This is a genomic window from Paenibacillus sp. SAF-068 (assembly GCF_051967555.1).
Taxonomy (GTDB): Bacteria; Bacillota; Bacilli; order Paenibacillales; family Paenibacillaceae; genus Paenibacillus.
Genome location: NZ_JBQCJX010000005.1, coordinates 132,098 through 149,287 on the forward strand (window position 1 = coordinate 132,098; position 17,190 = coordinate 149,287).

Genomic DNA, 17,190 nt, shown 5'->3' on the forward strand with positions numbered 1-17,190 from the left:
ACAATCGGCAACACCCTATTATACGCCAAGCTCTTGTCCAATGAATACAATTATCCATGAAAAACTCGAAACCCCTTCTGATCTGGCCACGTATATTGGTTAAAACAGTTGAAGTCGAAAGGGTGAAAGCTCATGTTCAAAAAAATTATCGGCAAACTACTCGATTCCAAATCTTCGTCTCACCGCAAACGTTACAGCTCCTCGGACAGGCGCTCGTATAAACGTCACAGCAGTTCCTCCGGCAAGCGTTCCTACAAGCGCTATTCTTCTTCGGATGTGAAATACCGGGATAGCCGCAGTGGTTCCGGGTATTACAAAAGCAGAAAATACAGCTCCAGCTAAGCGGCTTTCACTCCTGATACTAAAGAGTAATCATCGGTCAACTCAGTGTACGCGACCATATATCAATGATGTAAAAAAAATAAAGGGGTGTTCGCCAGCCGTACTTACGGCCAGCAGAACACCCCTTTATTTTTTCTTTATATGTATGTATCAATTTTGCTGATTTTGATGTCTTAATGCCTCAATGAAGCAAATTCGATTATCCACCGAGAACGAGTAATACACTTTAAATTTATCAACTAATATCCGGTACGTCCCTTGCCAGGATGGTTCCTGAGCTGGCATGGATTCCGCCATGACAGCCACCTTCATCTCAATTCTCCGAACCAGTTCCATCTTATAGAGCTTTGTTTCTTCCTGTGTGAAACGAACACTCCGATTTGAGCGAGAGCCTGTCTTGCTGAAGGTGTCCACTGGATCAACATCTATAAATTCCCTTTTTCAATTGCATCAATTATATCATCTGTAGAGTAGACCCTACCCGAAGAAATATCCTTTTTGGCTTGCATAATTAAAGTTTTGAGTTCCAGATCACTTTCTATTTCTTCCTGAACGACGTTTTCCAGCGGCTTGATTAAATAATGCTTTCCTTCGATATCCACTATGGTATCTTTTTTGCTATGAAACCACGTTTTGAATAACTCGGCATGATCGCCTTCCAGTTTTTTTAGCATATGATGAATCGCCTCCTTCAACGTATAATTGTTATTCATTATATCATTCAACCCACTGTTTTGATACGTTATGCATGTTTCAGTAAAAAGGAAAAAGACCCCTATATCATACGAAGAGGTCACGAATAACAAATATAGGTCCGTCTATAAAGCTTATTTCATCTTACCTTCAACAACACACGCTCCATCTCTGCCAGTAACTCCATCGCTCCACCTTCATAACCCGGACGAAGTCCAAGGAGTCGCTCCAGCATCTGGTGCAATTCCGGCGTAAGCTTCAGTTCCTCCTGCCAGCTGGCGGGTTCCCGGCCCTTCTCTGGCTCATAGGCGGAATACAGCATAAATAGAAGAAAGTGACCGATATCCTGCAGATCATGATCCGGTGTAGCCGGTTCATCTTCAGGCTCAGGTACTTCACGCATACGTCGCTTCAGCTCCGGCAACAACGGCTCCCCCAAGCGTCTCGCCAGGCCAAAGTCAATCAGATGCACCGCCCCTTCACGTAAAATAACATTGGGAATCCGTACATCTCCATGAATATATCCCTGCTCATGCACATAAGCCACCGGAGCCAGCAGTTGACCTGCCAATTCCAGACATTCCCGCTCCGTATATCGAAGACCTTGCTCAAATATGCAATCTTCCAGGGTCTGTCCACGAACATACTCGGTAACGATATAACTTCTTCTCCCGGATGTGAACATATCCAAAAGATCAGGGATCGCTGGATGATGCAGACGTCTCATCACGTCCGCCTCCCGTTCCAACAGGTTCACCGCCAGTCTTCCCTTGCTGGGCTTGGACTCCTTTAAAGCCACTTCCCTTCCAGTCTGCTCATCTGTACACAGGTATGTCAGCCCATAGCTCCCCATGCCCAGCAATTCCTGTATTGTATAACGCTCAGCAATGGTCGTCCCCTCACGCCGAGAACGGTCCGTCCACAGTCCGAGCAATCTTTGCCAACTTCGTCGCAGCTCCACAGATCCTCCCACGCCAGCTTTCCGATCTCATCCCGGTCTGGTTCTATACCGAGTGATTCATTGCCAGTCTTCATGTTGTATGGAGCTTATTATATCAGGCCGATAATGCAAAATCACGATGGGCACTGGTCGGTCGCTCAAGCTTCCTTATGCTTCTTGGGCAACAGGCCAAACAACATGCGCAGCGATACTCCTTTGGGTTTGCGTTTTCTCCCCTGAAAGCTTCGCAGATTGGTCACAAGTTCGCGATCTCGCTCTTCCTCCAGCTTCTCATTCATCCACTGGCGTTGTTTCTCCATCTGTTCCTGGAGAGCCATATGTGTCTCTGCCAGGTGCTGAAGTGTTAACTCCAGTTCATCAACCCGCTGTTGCAGCAACTGTACCCGATCATCCTGTTGTTGTTCTACAGCACCGTATGTTACCTCACTCACCAGTTGGCCCAGTCCCTCATAGGATCTCAGGTTACCGATTGATTCCGCGCCCTCAGGATATGTGGATGGCATGACTGCCGCTGCACATTCCGTCTCTGACAGACCATCCATTCCCAGCACTGATACATTCACTTCGGTTACAGCTACAGGTACTTCTGGAGCCAATACAGTCACCACAGCATCAGCCAGGGGCAGATTATGCTCTCTGAGTTCGGTCATCAGGCGTTCAATGCACTCGATGTCATCTGACTTGAATAGTCTGGATTTGTTGGCGGAACGTTCGAACCTGTATCCCTGTTCTTCCAGTGCTGCCGCATATTTACGAAGAGTACTGGCACCTATGCCCAGGCTCTTGGCCGTTTCCGTCGTTGCTCCTGCTTCTTCAATCATCATTAATTCCCTCCCGGAATGAAGTCTTTTGGGAATCCATTTCATACTCCCTTTAGTCAGGTATGAAATGGATTCTTGCATAAAAACATTATGGCTTCAGCGTTCCTTTTTGGAACCGTCATCGGATCGGGGCAACCTGTCTCATGGATCAAGTATGCTTTTTCTTTTGCTTGTCCGTATGTATTCGTCGGCTTCTCGGCAGATCCCTTTGACGGTTTTGTTCTGTTTCTGCGGATTCCTAAGAAGTTTTGTCAGGTATATGATCCGCACAAATAACCCCCAATCCGACAACGGGCATGAATGCTGTCATGTCGAATGACACAGGTGCAAACGCCGTCAAAATAGTTGATCACGAATTATTCATGTCAATTTTGTTAACTCCTTTACTCCAATACGCTCCCGCGATAGCGGATATCATTGCTGTACAGCTTTTTCATGTGTTATCTTATGTAACGTAGAAGTACAATCCAGCATAAAATAAAGGACTATACTTAACATAGAACACGTTAGTAACGGAAAATATCAATCTAATTGGGGGCTGAACGGCAGTGTTAGGCAAATCAGGTAAAGTAGCAGTGATCGGGGCGGGTCTTGTCGGTTCAAGTTGTGCGTATTCCATGATTAATCAATCGATATGCAGGGAAATTATGATGGTCGACCGGACGTATGACCGTGCCGTAGCCCAGGCACTGGATTTCTCCCATTGTATGGACTTCACACATAACCGCACCAAAGTATATGCAGGCACATACGCGGATTGTGGCAATATGGATGTGATTATCTTAACCGCCGGGGCCAATCCCAAGCCAGGACAGACACGGCTGGATATTCTGGAGGAAGCGGAGTCCATCGCCAAAGATATTGTGGTTCCGATCATGAACAGTGGATTTAACGGGATTTTTGTCGTCGCTGCGAATCCGGTTGACATAGTAACTTATATGGTATGGAAATTATCCGGTCTTCCGCGTGAGCATGTTATCGGCACAGGGACGTCCATTGACTCTTCACGGCTCAAAACGCTGCTGTCTGAAGTCTTCTCCATTGATCCACGCAGTGTGCATGGTTATGCTCTCGGGGAGCATGGAGAATCCCAGTTCGTGGCCTGGTCACATGTGACGATCGGCGGCAAACCGATTATGCACATTTTGGATCAGCACAAGGAGCGCTTCAAACATCTGGATCTGGACGATATTGCACGCAAAACGAAAGATGCCGGTTGGGAAATCTTTACCCGTAAAGGCTCTACTCAATTCGGAATCGGCAACGCCCTCGCGCACATTACCCGCTCAATCCTCAATGATGAACATAAGATCATCGCCGTATCGGCTATTCTCGACGGAGAGTATGCGCAACACAACGTCTGCGTCGGTGTTCCTGCCATTATCGGTGGAGGTGGCATTCAAGAGATTATCGAATTGCATCTGGATGAGGCGGAACGCCAGAAGTTCAATAACTCCTGTGAAATTCTATCCGGTAATATCAATCGTCTGACACTGGCATAACTCATTCGTATAGAGCTCTATTTCGTATACTTCGGCTCAACTTCAAAAGCCTATCAACGCAAACACGCCAATAACACTCCATCTGAGGAGGATTATTGGCGTGTTTGCGTTTTATTTTTCACAGCTACATCGATATCATTAACAGGTCGTTATTCAATTGGGTGCAAGTTGAGGTTCGTCCCTTGGTCCCCATTGCTGTAACACCCGCTTCAACTCACTCAGCATAACCGGTTTGCTAATAAAGTCGCGCATACCAATCTCCAGACAAGCTTCCTTGTCTTCACGTTTCGCATTGCCTGTAACTGCAATGATTGGAGGTATGCGATCTCGTGGAATTAGGCGGTGTAACAAGTCGGTAGCCTTCAGTCCATCCATCACAGGCATATGAATATCCATCAGCACAATGTCATAAGCATTCTGAGAGATGGCATCAATCGCTTCTACGCCATTGGTACACACATCTGCCTGGTAACCCAGCTTCTCCAGGTATTCTCGCAGAATCTTCCGGTTTACCGGATGATCCTCAGCCACGAGAATGCGCATGGCGACCTTGTCACTTTGACGTGTACGATCATGATGGAACTGACTTGCTGTCTGTTCTGCTGAAGCATCTACACTCGCCGCAGGAACTGCAAAACGGAAGGTTGAACCTTCCCCTTCTATACTTTCGACACTGATACTGCCCCCCATAATCTCCACAAGTCGTTTGGAGATCACCAGTCCCAGTCCTGTTCCACCATATTTGCGGTTAATCACCGGATGCAGTTGAGAGAAGGACTGGAACAACTGATCCAGCTTGTCGGCAGGGATGCCGATTCCCGTATCTTGCACAGCGAAATCAAGAACGCTATCTTCCGGCTTTCTGCCCTTGATAATATCTACGTTAACATCAATGCTTCCCTGATCCGTGAACTTAAGCGCATTGCCAACCAAGTTCACCAGAATCTGCCGGATACGTATGGCGTCACCGACCATGAACTCAGGGATGTTTGGATTAAGACGATATCTGATCTCCAGATGCTTCTCATCGGCACGGGGTTTAAACAGTTCGGCAACCTGTTCCAGCATCTTACGTAATGCAAATGGCTCATAAGCCAGTGCCATTTTCCCGGATTCCAGCTTACTAAAGTCCAAGATATCATTAAGGATGTTCAGCAATGCATCGCCGCTGTCTTGAATAATCTCGGCATATTCACGCTGTTCTTCCGATAAATCGGTACCGATCAACAATTCTGTCATCCCCACGATCCCGTTCATCGGTGTCCGGATCTCATGGCTGACCATCGACAGAAATTCCGACTTGGCCTGAGCTGCCAGCTCAGCCGTCTCTTTGGCACGTACAATTTCACGCTCGCCAGTCACGTCATTAAACACGACCACCGCGCCCTGAATCTGTCCCTGTTCAATAATCGGCGTCACTTGATATTGCACCAGGAAACTGCTTCCATCTTTACGCCAGAACACATCTTCTTTAATTGAACGTCTCTGTCCATCCAACACAGTCATTTGAATCGGGCACTCTTCTTTTGGAAAATGACTTCCGTCTGCACGGGTGTGATGGATAATGGGATGTGAATTCTTGCCAATGAACTCTTTCGCCTCATAACCGAACATCGAAGCTGCTGCAGGGTTCATAAACATGGTGATTCCATCCGCGTCCAATCCATATATTCCTTCCGTAACCGTGTTAAGGATCAGCTCATGCTGCTTGCTCAGCTCCTGAATTCGTTCCGTATATTCCTTACGTTCGGTAATATCGGATACGATCCCATAGACGCCTACCATTTCCTTATCCACAATGATGGGCACATTCGTAACGGACACTTCAATCTTCCGACCTTTGGAATTGACGATCCGGGTCTCATAATACTGTGGTTCGCCTTGCTTCACCATTTCAAAAAATTGTTTGCCGTATTGCACTTCGCATGGGTACAGGTTAGATAGAAATGATTTGCCAATGAGCTTGTTACGCGGAATATCCAGCATTTGCACAAGTTTGCTGTTCACCGCACTATATTTGCCTTCCAGATTCAATGAATACACAGCTGCCGGGTTATGTTCGAACAGCGATCTGTAACGCTGACGACTTTCTCGAAGACGTCTGTCCGCATCCTTATGCTGGGTAATATCCCTGCTGATGCTTACAATCTGGACACCCTTGCCCCGTTCTCCGGCCACAGGCTTCGCCAATGTCTCCATCCAGATATAATGTCCCTTCTTGTGCAACACACGCATCTTGCAGCCATTGCCGATCTTGGAAAGATCCATCGGGTCCGGGTAATCTCCCGGATAACAATAATCCTTGAAGGACCTGCCCGTGACTTCCTCCGGCTTATAACCCAGCAAGGTGTACACGGAAGGTGAGACATATAACAACTCTCCATCCGCAGAACAAGTCGTAATCAGATCTTGTGCATGTTCAGCGAGCACCTGATACTTCTCCTGCGTCTCCTGAAGCTCACGTTCCACTTTTACAATATCGGTAACATCCTTGGCTATGCCGTAGATTCCAACGACTTCACTGTCGGCTGTAATTGGTATATAGGTAACTTGGGCTTGCTTTAGTGAGCCATCCTTATGATAGAATGCCATGGATTCACTGACTGAACGTCCAGCCAGTACCTCTGTAATGAATTGTTTTCGTAAATTTTCACTTTCAGGCGGGCTGATCCGATCCCGGCTCATACCCATAAGTTCTTCAATTTTATATCCAGATAACCGCTCAAAAGACGGGTTGGCGTCCATATGATTTCCAGCAATGTCCATCACATAAATGGCATCTGGATGATTAAAAAACAATGAACGGTAAGAGCTTCCCTCAGAAATAATGCGCTTCAGGGTTTCCGTTTTATCAATATCCAAGGCTTACCCCTCTTTTCTCAGCCAATATCTTCGTCTAACAACAGGAATTAGTTATTCCCTACAGAAATGGGCCTACCCTCGAATAACCATGTAAGCCAGCCTAGAAACAGCTTTTTTTATTTTACCAGATTCTTGTCTCATTTTGCTTATAATCTATGATTCAATTCACATGATGTGTGATGTAATAGTTGGAAATTACTCCTCACAGATTCGTCAGGGCTCTTGCGAGCCTTGGCGTAAAATTAACGATACATTTTGTATCAAAAAGGCTATAATCTTTAAAAAACGATTTTTCAATGACGGAGAGGATGAATGAATCATGCTGCCCAACAGAGTTAAAATTGCCTATGGCAAACTACGAGGCTTGACCATTTTTGGTAAAATACAACCCTCAATGGGCCTGCTGCCACGAATCAGGGGCAAAGTATATCTAAATAAACATGGGGATTTGCAGGTGGGAAAGCGGCTTAACATCATAGGTAAACCTTGGGGAACCCAGCTAACCGTGGTTAAAGGTGCACGATTAACGATTGGCGATGACGTCATGATTAATGCCGGTGTGGGGATTGCCGCTAACGTTGAGGTAACCATCGGCAATAACGTCATGATCGGTCCTCGAACAAGCATATTCGACAGTGCTTATCACCGCATTGATTCACTGGATGATGGGAGCCAGACTGCCAAGCGGATTGTCATCCAGGACAATGCCTGGATTGGTACAGGCGCGCTCATTCTGCCCGGAGTGACGATTGGCAGGAATGCAGTCGTGGCAGCAGGAAGTACAGTGACCAAAGACGTACCCGAGAATACACTTGTAGCCGGCGCGCCAGCCAAAATCATTCGCGAGCTGACCATTCATGACGGTTGGGTCAGACATTAGAAAAAAATCCCCTCAAGCTCACATACAATAGAACTTTGCATGTTTTGCTTAAAGAGGATCTTGATCTTACCATATCCAGGCTTATATTTAATTATTCAGATTTCTTTTTTGGCAAAATACATCATGCCGATTCCAATGAAAATAACAGCACTGCCTCCGATGACCGCCAGCATCGTCATCAGTGGAACATTGTAGGCTCCGAAACCTCCGCCGTCCACTGGTGTCATCAGAATCATCGGTTGTGCCCATGGATAATACGGCCCGTATGTCGCCGAATTCACGATGAGAATATTCGGTACGGTCAGTGCAAAATTCAGTGCGAGCGGCGCAGCAAAACTGCTCCATACCAAGGAAACAAACATTTGCAGAGCGGCAAGAGGTACACAGGCCAACAACCCAAGCAGCAGTTTGCCCACCAGGAATCCCCAGGGTATCTGCATCGTAATGCCATGGATCATGCCTGCCAGCAGAATGGATATAAGCAACAACACTTGTGTACCCGCCAGAAGCATGAGTACAATCGTCAGTTTGCCAGCATATACACCTGAACGTGTGAGCGGCAAAACCAGCATCTGCTTCCACCCTCCTCCTGCATGTTCGAAACGGCAGACAAAGGACGTAAACACGCCAGTCAGCATCGGCAACAGGAGTAATCCATGCAAGAAGACCATGGTGCCCATCAAAACCTGCCAATTCCCCGATGGAGTGGACAACAGTCCAATGAGCAGTGCAATAAGTGGACTTAACAGAATCAGGAGCCATATGGGTGACTTGCCCATCTTCAACCGTTCAGCAGACAAAATTCGAAAATACGTTGTCGCAAAGCTCATATCAGGCCACATCCTTCCGGCTAAAATGCACCATGCCCAGCAACAGGATCAAGAGCCCCAGACCTGCACCCATGCCAGCATAGAGGTAGGGATTGGGTCCATTCCAGGCCATCTGTGCCCATGCGAGTGGAAAGTTTGGTGATATACTGAGCGAGAACATGCCCGTTATCGCGAGAACGATACCCAAGGTGACGGGAAGCGCCTGATTCTTGTTTACCATTGTGAGCCATAATTCCAACGACAACACGGGAAGCGCCCCAGCCAAAGGCAACAGTCCCAGCTTGATGGCATGCGTCCAAGGGATCTCACTGGCATGGAATCCGAGGACCAGACCCAGACCTACCATTCCTGCAGTTAGCAGCAGGCAGGAGATCACCAGCAGCAGACAAGCCAGCAAGAACTTGGCCAGATACACGGCCGGTCTTGGGATCGGCATCGCTAACAACTGTTTCCACGATCCCTGCTCATGTTCGACATTAGCGATCATGGAGCTGAGAATGGTTGCTCCCAGCATCAGGGACAACGGTACAAAAACAACCACATTGCCCAGCAACCCGCCCCACAGGTTATCAGCATACTGCTCTTTCAGATAGTCCAACCGCAAGCCAAAATTAAGGGCCTGCATCGCTGTCAATCCAAGCGGGGCCAGAAACACGAGAAACCAGATTCCCTTCCCCCGAATCTTCAGCCAGTCCGACGATAATGCACGTCCGGTCATATGGAAGCCCCCTCGCCAATGACCCGCATGAACAGATCTTCCAGCGACTGACGCTGTTCCTCAACACGATACACATCATGATCCTGTTCAATCAATCGGCGTACAAGCAGCGCAACCGAAGGGTTATCCATATAAGGGAACGTTAGCGCAGAACCTTGTCGCTGACCAAATTGCCCCTGCTCTCTCGCCAGTTTCATGGCCTCTTCCGGCTCGGAAACCGTTAACCGGATAGAGCTGCCCGTCTGACTATGCAGACTCGCGATGGTATCCTGAAGCACCATCTTGCCTTCACGGATAATCCCGACACGACTAGCCATCTGTTCGACTTCACTCAGCAAGTGGCTGGAAACCAGAACGGTGATGCCATGTTCCAAGGGCATGCGTTTGATCAGTTCCCGAATCTCCTGAATACCGGCAGGATCAAGCCCATTCGTTGGTTCGTCCAGAATCAGCAGCTCCGGTTCACCCAGTAGAGCGCTGGCGATACCCAGACGTTGCTTCATGCCAAGAGAATACCCCTTCACTGAACGTTTGGCATCCTTGGTCAGATCCACAATGGACAGTACTTCAGCAATTCTTGATTTTGGGACATTGATGATGCGGCGCAAGGTTTCCAGATTCTCTACCGCATTCAGATGTCCGTAGTAAGACGGGTATTCAACCAGGGAGCCCACACGGCGCAGAATATCCATGCGTTCCTTGCGAATATCCTTGTCGAAGACCCGGATCACGCCTTTGGTTGGTTTGATTAAGCCGAGAAGCATGCGGATCGTTGTGGTTTTGCCGGCACCGTTGGGACCGAGGAAGCCATAGATATCTCCCTTTTTAATATGCAGATCAAGTTCACGGACCGCAGCACGGTCCCGGTATGTTTTCCATAAATTCGCCGTTTGAATAATGTTTTCACTCACTGTATGATCACCTCGGAACTATCGTAACCTTTCAAGGTTAAAGCCAAGGTAGTCTTCAGTTTAAGTTTAGTTTAAAAAAGCAATCTCAGCGGTTGGTTGTCTCCTTACTTCCCTTACCACTGTAGATGTAAGTCCGGACACCCGTATCGGAACTGTCCATCCGCTTGCGCAGCCCCATTTCACGAATCAACAGATCGACAATGGATAAACCCAGACCTGTGCCTTTGGTGTTGGAATCCTGTTGCATTCCCGGACCGCGATCCTGAATAACGATAGCCGTCTCACCCTGAATCTCCCGGGTGGAGATCCCAATATATTTCCCGCTGGCGGCATGACGGATCACGTTTTGGAACAGATTATCCAGAACACGGCGCATGCCCTGTTCATCCATATGCCAGATCAGCGGTTCCTCTGGCAGATCAATATCAATTTCGAATTGCTCTTTCTCCCAGACCGGATACCATGCTGCCGCTGTTTCCCTGACAATCCGCAGCATATCTTTCTCTTCCAGCTTCAGCGTATATTTACCACTCGTGAGCAAATTATAGGATAACATGTTGTCAATGAGCCCGCCGAGGTCCTCCATCTTCGCTTCCATGCGATGTAATGAACGGTCACCTTGCTCGCTCAGCGCTTCCTTGTGCAACGCATGCATATGTCCACGAATCACCGTTAGCGGGGTGCGCAGATCGTGGGAAAGCCCCGCAATCAGACGTTTGCGCAATTGTTCTTCCTCACGCTCACGCTGGCGACTGTCGGACAGTTGATGAATCATCAGATTAAAGGATTCCTCCAGCTGACCGATTTCATCGGACCGGCGGATATCAACCGGAAGCGGAATGCCTTCCTTGCCCGGGGTCATCATCGCTGTCTGTAGACGAATAAGCCGTTTGCGAATACGTGCGAAGAAGAGAATCGACATGATGATGAAAATCATGAAGATGATGGTCATGACAATGCCGAGATACAGGAGCTCCATCGGCCAGTTACTCTGTGTCATTTGCAGAAGTGACCGCGGCACTTCAATGATTATGAATCCCTGTCCCTTGTCCTTTTCACCTCCGCCGATGTATGAAACTACGGTTAACGGATCTCGAAAGGAAGCTTCTTTCATGAATTGCACCGTGTTGCTCGCATTCCATATGGCCGGAATTCGAGTCTCTGCCGTTTGCCCGGAATCCAGTGACCATCTCAGTGTCTTGTCTGTCCCGCCATCCAGCGATGTGGAATCCAAAAACGTTACGTCTTCACCACCGAGAATAAAAAGGGTCTCACCGCTCGCATTCACACGATACATGGAAGATTTGGGATACGAGACATGTAATTGCTCCAACCGGGCTTTAATCTCCTCTTCTGAAGCACCATTCAGATTCTCCGCTTCACGCGACCAGAGGTTACTGATTCGGGTAACATCACCGTACGGCGCCACTTGGTTCGTATTCGTGTTATTCACTACGACTATGTATATAACGGATATGATCGGAAGAACGACGGGTACGAATAATACGGCCGCCAGAATCAGGATGATATATCTGGACATTAAGGAACGCCCGAAGCGTAGCTTGCCTTGCCCGGTTTGCGTATGCTTAGGATCCATGCGCGGTTCTCCTTTCCGCTCTTCCTTCATCGTCTTCCATGCTCTGAACCGTCGGATCATGGCTTCTTCACACGATATCCCACACCGCGGACCGTCTGAATAACGACCGGATTGGCCGGATCAAGCTCCAGCTTTTCGCGCAGATGTCGGATATGTACCATCAAGGTCTTGTCCCCGTCCAAGTAGGGCTCATTCCAGACAGCTTCATAGATCTGTTCTTTGGTTCGAATCATGCCCATATGTCGTAGCAGGTAGGCAAAGATATGGAACTGTTTTCCCGATAAAATAATCTCATCCCCCGTCTTCTCATTGACGATCCGGTTGTCCTTCTCATAGATGGAGAGATGATCCAGCTTCAGGGCAGTGTCGGAGGATACCGCTGTTCCCGCCTTCCGTAGTTGGACCTCAATCCGGGCAGCCAGTTCATCGGGGTGAAAAGGTTTCGTCACATAGTCATCGGCAAAATCGAGACCGTGCAACTTGTCGTCAATGGACGTTCTGGCCGAGAGCATGACAATAGGCACGGCTGGATGTTCTTTTTTCAATCGCTGACCCACCGTAAATCCATCCAGTCCGGGCAGCATGACATCCAGAATAATGAGTGAACAACCAACAGCAGCCTCAGCTGCACCTTCACCACTGCCGAGCCATACCACCTCATAACCGCGCTCCTCCAGATCAGCTCTGACCCAAGTTGCAATTTCCGTATCATCTTCAATGTATAACAGTTTGGTTTTCATCCAAATATTCGTTTCCTTTCCGCCCCCATTGGGTTAATGATATATCTGAGCACCATCATAAAAACAGTCTATAGCCTATAACCTATGGATTCCAAGTCTTGTTAAAACCATGTTAGAGTCCTTTACGGTTACCACACATTCCAATTATAGCTTATCCATTAACGTGGGGAATGTTATATCAAATCAAATCTACCAAGTACATATCAGTTCTACACCTGACGGGAGGAATTTCATTATGCTATTGGAAGCCATCTATCATCAACCCAAACGGAACTGGGCCTATGCCTATGACCAAGATACCATCCGTCTGCGCCTGCGCGCCAAAAAGAATGATCTGACCGAGGTACATGCCCTGACCGGAGACAAATATGCATGGGATGCTACCAAAGCGCTGGTCCCTTTAACGAAATTCACCTCTGACTCCATGTTCGATTACTACGAAGGTGAAGTGAAACCTCCCTACCATCGGTTGAAGTACTCTTTTCTGCTCAAAAGTGGAGATGAACAGATCTGGATGACCGAGACGGACTTCCAGGAAGAAGAACCGGACGATCCGGGTCGTATGTTCCAGTTCCCTTATATCCATGCGGGAGCTGTATTCACACCCCCTGCATGGGTTAAGGATGCCGTCTTCTATCAGATTTTCCCTGAACGATTCGCGAACGGCAACCCTGATATTAGTCCGGAACAGGTGGAACCGTGGGGCGGCGAGCCAACACCTTTCAATTTCTTCGGCGGTGACCTTCAAGGCGTGATCGACCATCTGGATTATATCAGTGATCTTGGCATTAATGCGATCTACTTCACACCCATCTTCGAAGCCACCACCAACCACAAATACGATACTGAAGACTACCTGCGGGTAGATCGGCATTTTGGTGACGCAGATACCGTGAAACGACTGGTCGAGCTGTGCCATGCACGTGGAATTCGCGTACTGCTGGATGCTGTGTTCAACCATTCCGGGAAGACTTTTGCGCCGTTTGTAGATGTGCAGAAGAATGGAGAACAATCCAAATACAAAGACTGGTTCCATGTACATGAATTCCCGCTCGACGTGAAGGAGGGCATTCCTACGTATGAGACCTTTGGATTCGAAGCGCACATGCCAAAGCTGAATACGGAGAATGCCGAGGTTAAGGACTATCTGCTGAAGGTTGCCGAGTACTGGATCAAGGAAGTGGGTGCGGACGGATGGCGGCTGGATGTCGCAGACGAAGTGGATGATGCCTTTTGGCGGGATTTCCGCCGCGTAGTCAAGGCTGCCAATCCGGAAGCCTACATTCTGGGCGAAGTATGGAACGAGTCTTCCGCCTGGCTGCAAGGCGACCAGTTCGATGCGTCCATGAACTATCCGTTTACCGATGCCGTGAATGCTTTCTTTGTGAAAAATACAATGCACTCCGAACAGTTCGCGAACTCCATCGGACGACAGTTGTCCCGTTATCCGCTTCAAGCCAGCGAAGTAGCATTCAATCTGCTGGACAGCCACGATACCCCGCGGCTGCTCACGCTGTGTGAAGGCGACCAGCGCAAGATGAAGCTGGCTGCGTTATTCCAGTTCAGTTACATGGGTACGCCGTGCATCTATTACGGAGACGAGATTGGCATGGACGGCGAGCATGATCCGGGCTGCCGTAAATGCATGGAATGGGATGAAGCGAAGCAGGACCGTGAGCTGTTCGACTTTTATCAGAAACTGATCTCCCTGCGTCATGCTCATCCTGCCCTGCGTGCAGAAGGCACCGTTCGTTTCCTTCAGGCTCGTCCTGATGGCAGCCAACTGGTATTAGAGCGGCAGAATGAAGAGGAACGCATTCTGGTTCTGTTCAATCGCTCGGAGGAGACGGCTATTGTCGAGCTGGAAGCTGGTGACGAGGAATGGACCGAGCTGTTTGGCGGAAACCATCGTACCGCCAAGGAAGATGGCGTGCTTGCCATTGAATTGCCCGCGTATGGATATGCCGTACTGAGTACGCCTGTGAGCCAGGACTAGATTCATTAAACACATATACCTGAGGTCATATATAAGCGAGTCCATCTTCGCATCATTTGGCGATATTAAACAAGCGTCCTGCAGAACCCGGATTCGGGTTCGCGGACGCTTGTTTTTATATCGCGGTTATACATCAAAATGTCACGTTATATTTCGGTGGCCCCGGTTCAGATCAAACCCGAGGGTCGGTGTCCACTTGAGCATGGTCCGCCCCAATTCCAGTTGTCTCAGAATCCGTTGGCTTCGACTCCGTATCAGGCTCTGCACGCTTGGCCTTCGGTTTAGCCAGCTTTTGCATCATTTTACGACCGGTTGGTGTTTGGGCCAGTCCGCCCTGGGCCGTCTCCCGGTGGCGGCTCGGCATCGCACTGCCTACTTCCAGCATGACGTCGATAACTTCATCTGACGGAATGGCACTACGCACTCCGGCCAGGGCCATGTCGGCTGCAGCCAGCGCCGTAACTGCACCCAGTCCGTTACGGACGATGCACGGAATTTCGACGAGACCTGCGACCGGATCGCAGATGAGACCGAGTGTATTTTTTAACGCCAAGCCTACGGCATGAACGACCTGTTCCGGTGTGCCTCCACGCAGTTCAACCATGGCACCCGCAGCCATGCCAATCGCTGAACCCACTTCCGCCTGACAACCCCCTTCGGCCCCGGAGATAAATGAATTGTTCGCAATAACATAACCAACTGCGCCTGCACAGAACAACCCGTTCACCAAATGTTCGTCCGTCCAGCCAAATCGCTCCTGTGAGCTAATAAACACACCAGGGATAATGCCGCAGGAACCGGCTGTTGGTGTTGCTACAATGCGGCCCATGGAGGCATTCACTTCAGATACACACAGGGCGTATGCCATGGCAAGTGCGGAAGCATCCCCTGAGCAAGTCTCACCCTTGCGAATGTAATCGGCCATTTTTTTACCGTCTCCACCCGTTAATCCACTGCGTGATGTGGTATCTTCCGTTAACCCTTTACGTACCGCTTCCTTCATTACCTGATAATATTCAGACATCTGCTTCACAACATCCGCTTCCGGTGTATTGGTCTCCTGAACCTGCTCCTCAATCATCAGCTGAGCAATCGTTTTGGATTCCGCTGTGCAGATCGTATTCAGCTCGTGCAAATGTTTAAATCGCATTCGAATCAACCCCTCTCTTCAAATCGATAACACGAATGTCCAGCACATGGTCCAGCTCCTTTAGACGTTGGAGCATCTCAGGATTAGGCGCCCCATCCATTTCCATCGCGGTCAGCGCTTCGCCATCACGGGCTTTCCGATCCACCTGCATATACCCGATGTTAACCCCCGATGAACTAATTGTGGATGTTACTGACGCAAGTACCCCTGCCTTGTCTGCATGTCGCAGAACGAGTGTCGGAAACTCACCACTAATCTGAACACGAAAATCATTCATCGCATGCACCGATACACTTCCACCACCAATAGAAGCACCAATCAAGGAGCAGGCACGTTCTCCGTGCCACAATTCGATTTTGACGGTATTCGGATGAGGAGCAGGCAGACCACTTGTATAAAATTCAACATCCATGTCCGCTTCTTCTGCGTATTGCTCTGCATCCGGGATACGCGGATCGTCTGTAACATAATCCAGCAGACCACCGATCAGTGCCAGATCTGTTCCGTGCCCCTGATACGTATCAGCAAATGAACCGTAAAGCGTCAGCCGGGCACGTTCAGGCGTACAACCTAACCACTGACGAGCAATTCTTCCCAGCCTTGCTGCTCCAGCTGTATGTGAACTTGAAGGCCCCGTCATCGACGGGCCAATAATTGAAAAAACATCTTTAAATCGCACCTTGTAACCCTCCAATTGTATTCGTCATTTCCATCCAGGATCACATTCCATAATGTTCCTTAATTACTGAATGATGACATCAAAAAAGGACAGAAGAAGGCCTCAGGCCCTCTCTCTGTCCTCGATACCTGAGAGTTTCATGATCAGCAGCGTCCAAGGACGAGGTGAACGGCCTGCAATTACAGGCAAGATCACCAACCTGACTGATCATATACCCCTTGGGTGGCGCAGTTCGCGCACTCTCCAGAGTTGCGTCCAACGATGGTACATTTACCTGAGAGATTAACCACTGCGCCGGGTGCGCAGCAGCTTGCTCCTTCGGTGCCTGAACATTAGCCATTGTGCTCGGCTATCCCAGGTCTCTCCCGCTCGTTATCATCCGCTGTATGGAACCATTCTGAGCTTATGTCAGAACAGTAGTGGAAGTCGTTCATTTCTTCTCATTAAGATTAATCGACCGGAAGATCAGTGTCAACAAACTTAACGATTTCTTTGGGTGTATTTCCTT

At 48.7% G+C, this 17,190-nt stretch carries 15 protein-coding genes and 2 riboswitches; of the genes, 4 read left to right on the forward strand and 11 right to left on the reverse strand.

Annotated elements, in window-relative coordinates:
• Window positions 1-132 precede the first annotated feature (132 nt).
• Window positions 133-342 (forward strand): hypothetical protein, encoded by a 210-nt coding sequence (locus ACTHPG_RS23335; protein ID WP_076215943.1) that lies wholly within the window; start codon window positions 133-135, stop codon window positions 340-342.
• Between the two features lie 425 nt (window positions 343-767).
• Here ACTHPG_RS23335 and ACTHPG_RS23340 read toward each other — a convergent pair whose 3' ends face one another.
• The 3 genes from ACTHPG_RS23340 to ACTHPG_RS23350 all read right to left on the reverse strand — a co-directional run bounded on the left by ACTHPG_RS23340 (window position 768) and on the right by ACTHPG_RS23350 (window position 2,820).
• A complete protein-coding gene (locus tag ACTHPG_RS23340; protein WP_017690948.1) occupies window positions 768-1,016 on the reverse strand; it encodes a hypothetical protein in 249 nt (82 codons plus the stop codon).
• A gap of 158 nt (window positions 1,017-1,174) precedes the next feature.
• Entirely contained in the window at window positions 1,175-1,996 is an 822-nt protein-coding gene (locus tag ACTHPG_RS23345; RefSeq protein ID WP_440391755.1) for a serine/threonine protein kinase, read from the reverse strand.
• 137 nt (window positions 1,997-2,133) lie between these two features.
• Complete coding sequence (locus ACTHPG_RS23350) at window positions 2,134-2,820, reverse strand: hypothetical protein (protein WP_440391756.1); 687 nt, start codon at window positions 2,818-2,820, stop codon at window positions 2,134-2,136.
• 545 nt (window positions 2,821-3,365) lie between these two features.
• On the opposite strand from ACTHPG_RS23350, the gene ACTHPG_RS23355 reads away from it, so the two are divergent.
• Window positions 3,366-4,319 carry an L-lactate dehydrogenase gene (locus tag ACTHPG_RS23355; RefSeq protein WP_440391758.1) on the forward strand — a complete coding sequence of 318 codons (954 nt, stop codon included), beginning with the start codon at window positions 3,366-3,368 and terminating at the stop codon, window positions 4,317-4,319.
• A 153-nt stretch (window positions 4,320-4,472) separates the two neighbouring features.
• Here ACTHPG_RS23355 and ACTHPG_RS23360 read toward each other — a convergent pair whose 3' ends face one another.
• On the reverse strand, window positions 4,473-7,181 hold the full coding sequence (locus ACTHPG_RS23360; RefSeq protein WP_440391759.1) for a PAS domain S-box protein: 2,709 nt from the start codon (window positions 7,179-7,181) through the stop codon (window positions 4,473-4,475).
• A gap of 319 nt (window positions 7,182-7,500) precedes the next feature.
• On the opposite strand from ACTHPG_RS23360, the gene ACTHPG_RS23365 reads away from it, so the two are divergent.
• On the forward strand, window positions 7,501-8,061 hold the full coding sequence (locus ACTHPG_RS23365) for an acyltransferase (protein WP_342571697.1): 561 nt from the start codon (window positions 7,501-7,503) through the stop codon (window positions 8,059-8,061).
• Window positions 8,062-8,156: 95 nt separating this feature from the next.
• Here the strand turns inward: ACTHPG_RS23365 and ACTHPG_RS23370 are convergent, their stop codons facing one another.
• The 5 genes from ACTHPG_RS23370 to ACTHPG_RS23390 all read right to left on the reverse strand — a co-directional run bounded on the left by ACTHPG_RS23370 (window position 8,157) and on the right by ACTHPG_RS23390 (window position 12,857).
• Window positions 8,157-8,891 carry an ABC transporter permease gene (locus tag ACTHPG_RS23370; RefSeq protein WP_440391760.1) on the reverse strand — a complete coding sequence of 245 codons (735 nt, stop codon included), beginning with the start codon at window positions 8,889-8,891 and terminating at the stop codon, window positions 8,157-8,159.
• A gap of 1 nt (window position 8,892) precedes the next feature.
• Window positions 8,893-9,609 (reverse strand): ABC transporter permease, encoded by a 717-nt coding sequence (locus tag ACTHPG_RS23375; protein WP_440391761.1) that lies wholly within the window; start codon window positions 9,607-9,609, stop codon window positions 8,893-8,895.
• Window positions 9,606-10,520: an ABC transporter ATP-binding protein gene (locus tag ACTHPG_RS23380; RefSeq protein ID WP_440391762.1), complete on the reverse strand. Its 915-nt coding sequence runs from the start codon at window positions 10,518-10,520 to the stop codon at window positions 9,606-9,608. The genes ACTHPG_RS23375 and ACTHPG_RS23380 overlap by 4 nt, the downstream gene beginning before the upstream one ends.
• An 85-nt stretch (window positions 10,521-10,605) precedes the next feature.
• Window positions 10,606-12,117, reverse strand: coding sequence for a HAMP domain-containing sensor histidine kinase (locus ACTHPG_RS23385; protein ID WP_440391763.1), 1,512 nt, complete (start codon window positions 12,115-12,117; stop codon window positions 10,606-10,608).
• 56 nt (window positions 12,118-12,173) lie between these two features.
• Window positions 12,174-12,857 carry a response regulator transcription factor gene (locus ACTHPG_RS23390; protein WP_440391764.1) on the reverse strand — a complete coding sequence of 228 codons (684 nt, stop codon included), beginning with the start codon at window positions 12,855-12,857 and terminating at the stop codon, window positions 12,174-12,176.
• Window positions 12,858-13,092: 235 nt separating this feature from the next.
• Here ACTHPG_RS23390 and ACTHPG_RS23395 point away from each other — a divergent pair, with 235 nt between their 5' ends.
• Window positions 13,093-14,853, forward strand: a complete 1,761-nt coding sequence (locus ACTHPG_RS23395; protein WP_440391765.1) for an alpha-glycosidase — start codon at window positions 13,093-13,095, stop codon at window positions 14,851-14,853.
• Between the two features lie 172 nt (window positions 14,854-15,025).
• On the opposite strand, the gene sdaAA is transcribed toward ACTHPG_RS23395, so the two are convergent.
• Window positions 15,026-16,003, reverse strand: coding sequence for an L-serine ammonia-lyase, iron-sulfur-dependent, subunit alpha (gene sdaAA / locus ACTHPG_RS23400; RefSeq protein ID WP_440391766.1), 978 nt, complete (start codon window positions 16,001-16,003; stop codon window positions 15,026-15,028).
• A complete protein-coding gene (sdaAB, locus tag ACTHPG_RS23405; RefSeq protein WP_440391768.1) occupies window positions 15,993-16,682 on the reverse strand; it encodes an L-serine ammonia-lyase, iron-sulfur-dependent subunit beta in 690 nt (229 codons plus the stop codon). Before sdaAB ends, sdaAA begins: the two co-directional genes overlap by 11 nt.
• A gap of 113 nt (window positions 16,683-16,795) precedes the next feature.
• Window positions 16,796-16,931, reverse strand: a riboswitch (glycine riboswitch).
• 4 nt (window positions 16,932-16,935) lie between these two features.
• A riboswitch (glycine riboswitch) is annotated at window positions 16,936-17,060 on the reverse strand.
• Between the last annotated feature and the right edge of the window lie 130 nt (window positions 17,061-17,190).

Excerpts from the sequence above, each read along its gene's own strand:
- ACTHPG_RS23350 (WP_440391756.1), bottom strand. The coding sequence starts at position 2,820 with ATGATGATTGAAGAAGCAGGAGCAACGACGGAAACGGCCAAGAGCCTG.
- ACTHPG_RS23375 (WP_440391761.1), bottom strand. The coding sequence starts at position 9,609 with ATGACCGGACGTGCATTATCGTCGGACTGGCTGAAGATTCGGGGGAAG.
- ACTHPG_RS23390 (WP_440391764.1), bottom strand. The coding sequence starts at position 12,857 with ATGAAAACCAAACTGTTATACATTGAAGATGATACGGAAATTGCAACT.
- ACTHPG_RS23365 (WP_342571697.1), top strand. The coding sequence starts at position 7,501 with ATGCTGCCCAACAGAGTTAAAATTGCCTATGGCAAACTACGAGGCTTG.
- sdaAA (WP_440391766.1), bottom strand. The coding sequence starts at position 16,003 with ATGCGATTTAAACATTTGCACGAGCTGAATACGATCTGCACAGCGGAA.
- ACTHPG_RS23335 (WP_076215943.1), top strand. The coding sequence starts at position 133 with ATGTTCAAAAAAATTATCGGCAAACTACTCGATTCCAAATCTTCGTCT.
- ACTHPG_RS23370 (WP_440391760.1), bottom strand. The coding sequence starts at position 8,891 with ATGAGCTTTGCGACAACGTATTTTCGAATTTTGTCTGCTGAACGGTTG.
- ACTHPG_RS23395 (WP_440391765.1), top strand. The coding sequence starts at position 13,093 with ATGCTATTGGAAGCCATCTATCATCAACCCAAACGGAACTGGGCCTAT.
- ACTHPG_RS23340 (WP_017690948.1), bottom strand. The coding sequence starts at position 1,016 with ATGCTAAAAAAACTGGAAGGCGATCATGCCGAGTTATTCAAAACGTGG.
- ACTHPG_RS23385 (WP_440391763.1), bottom strand. The coding sequence starts at position 12,117 with ATGGATCCTAAGCATACGCAAACCGGGCAAGGCAAGCTACGCTTCGGG.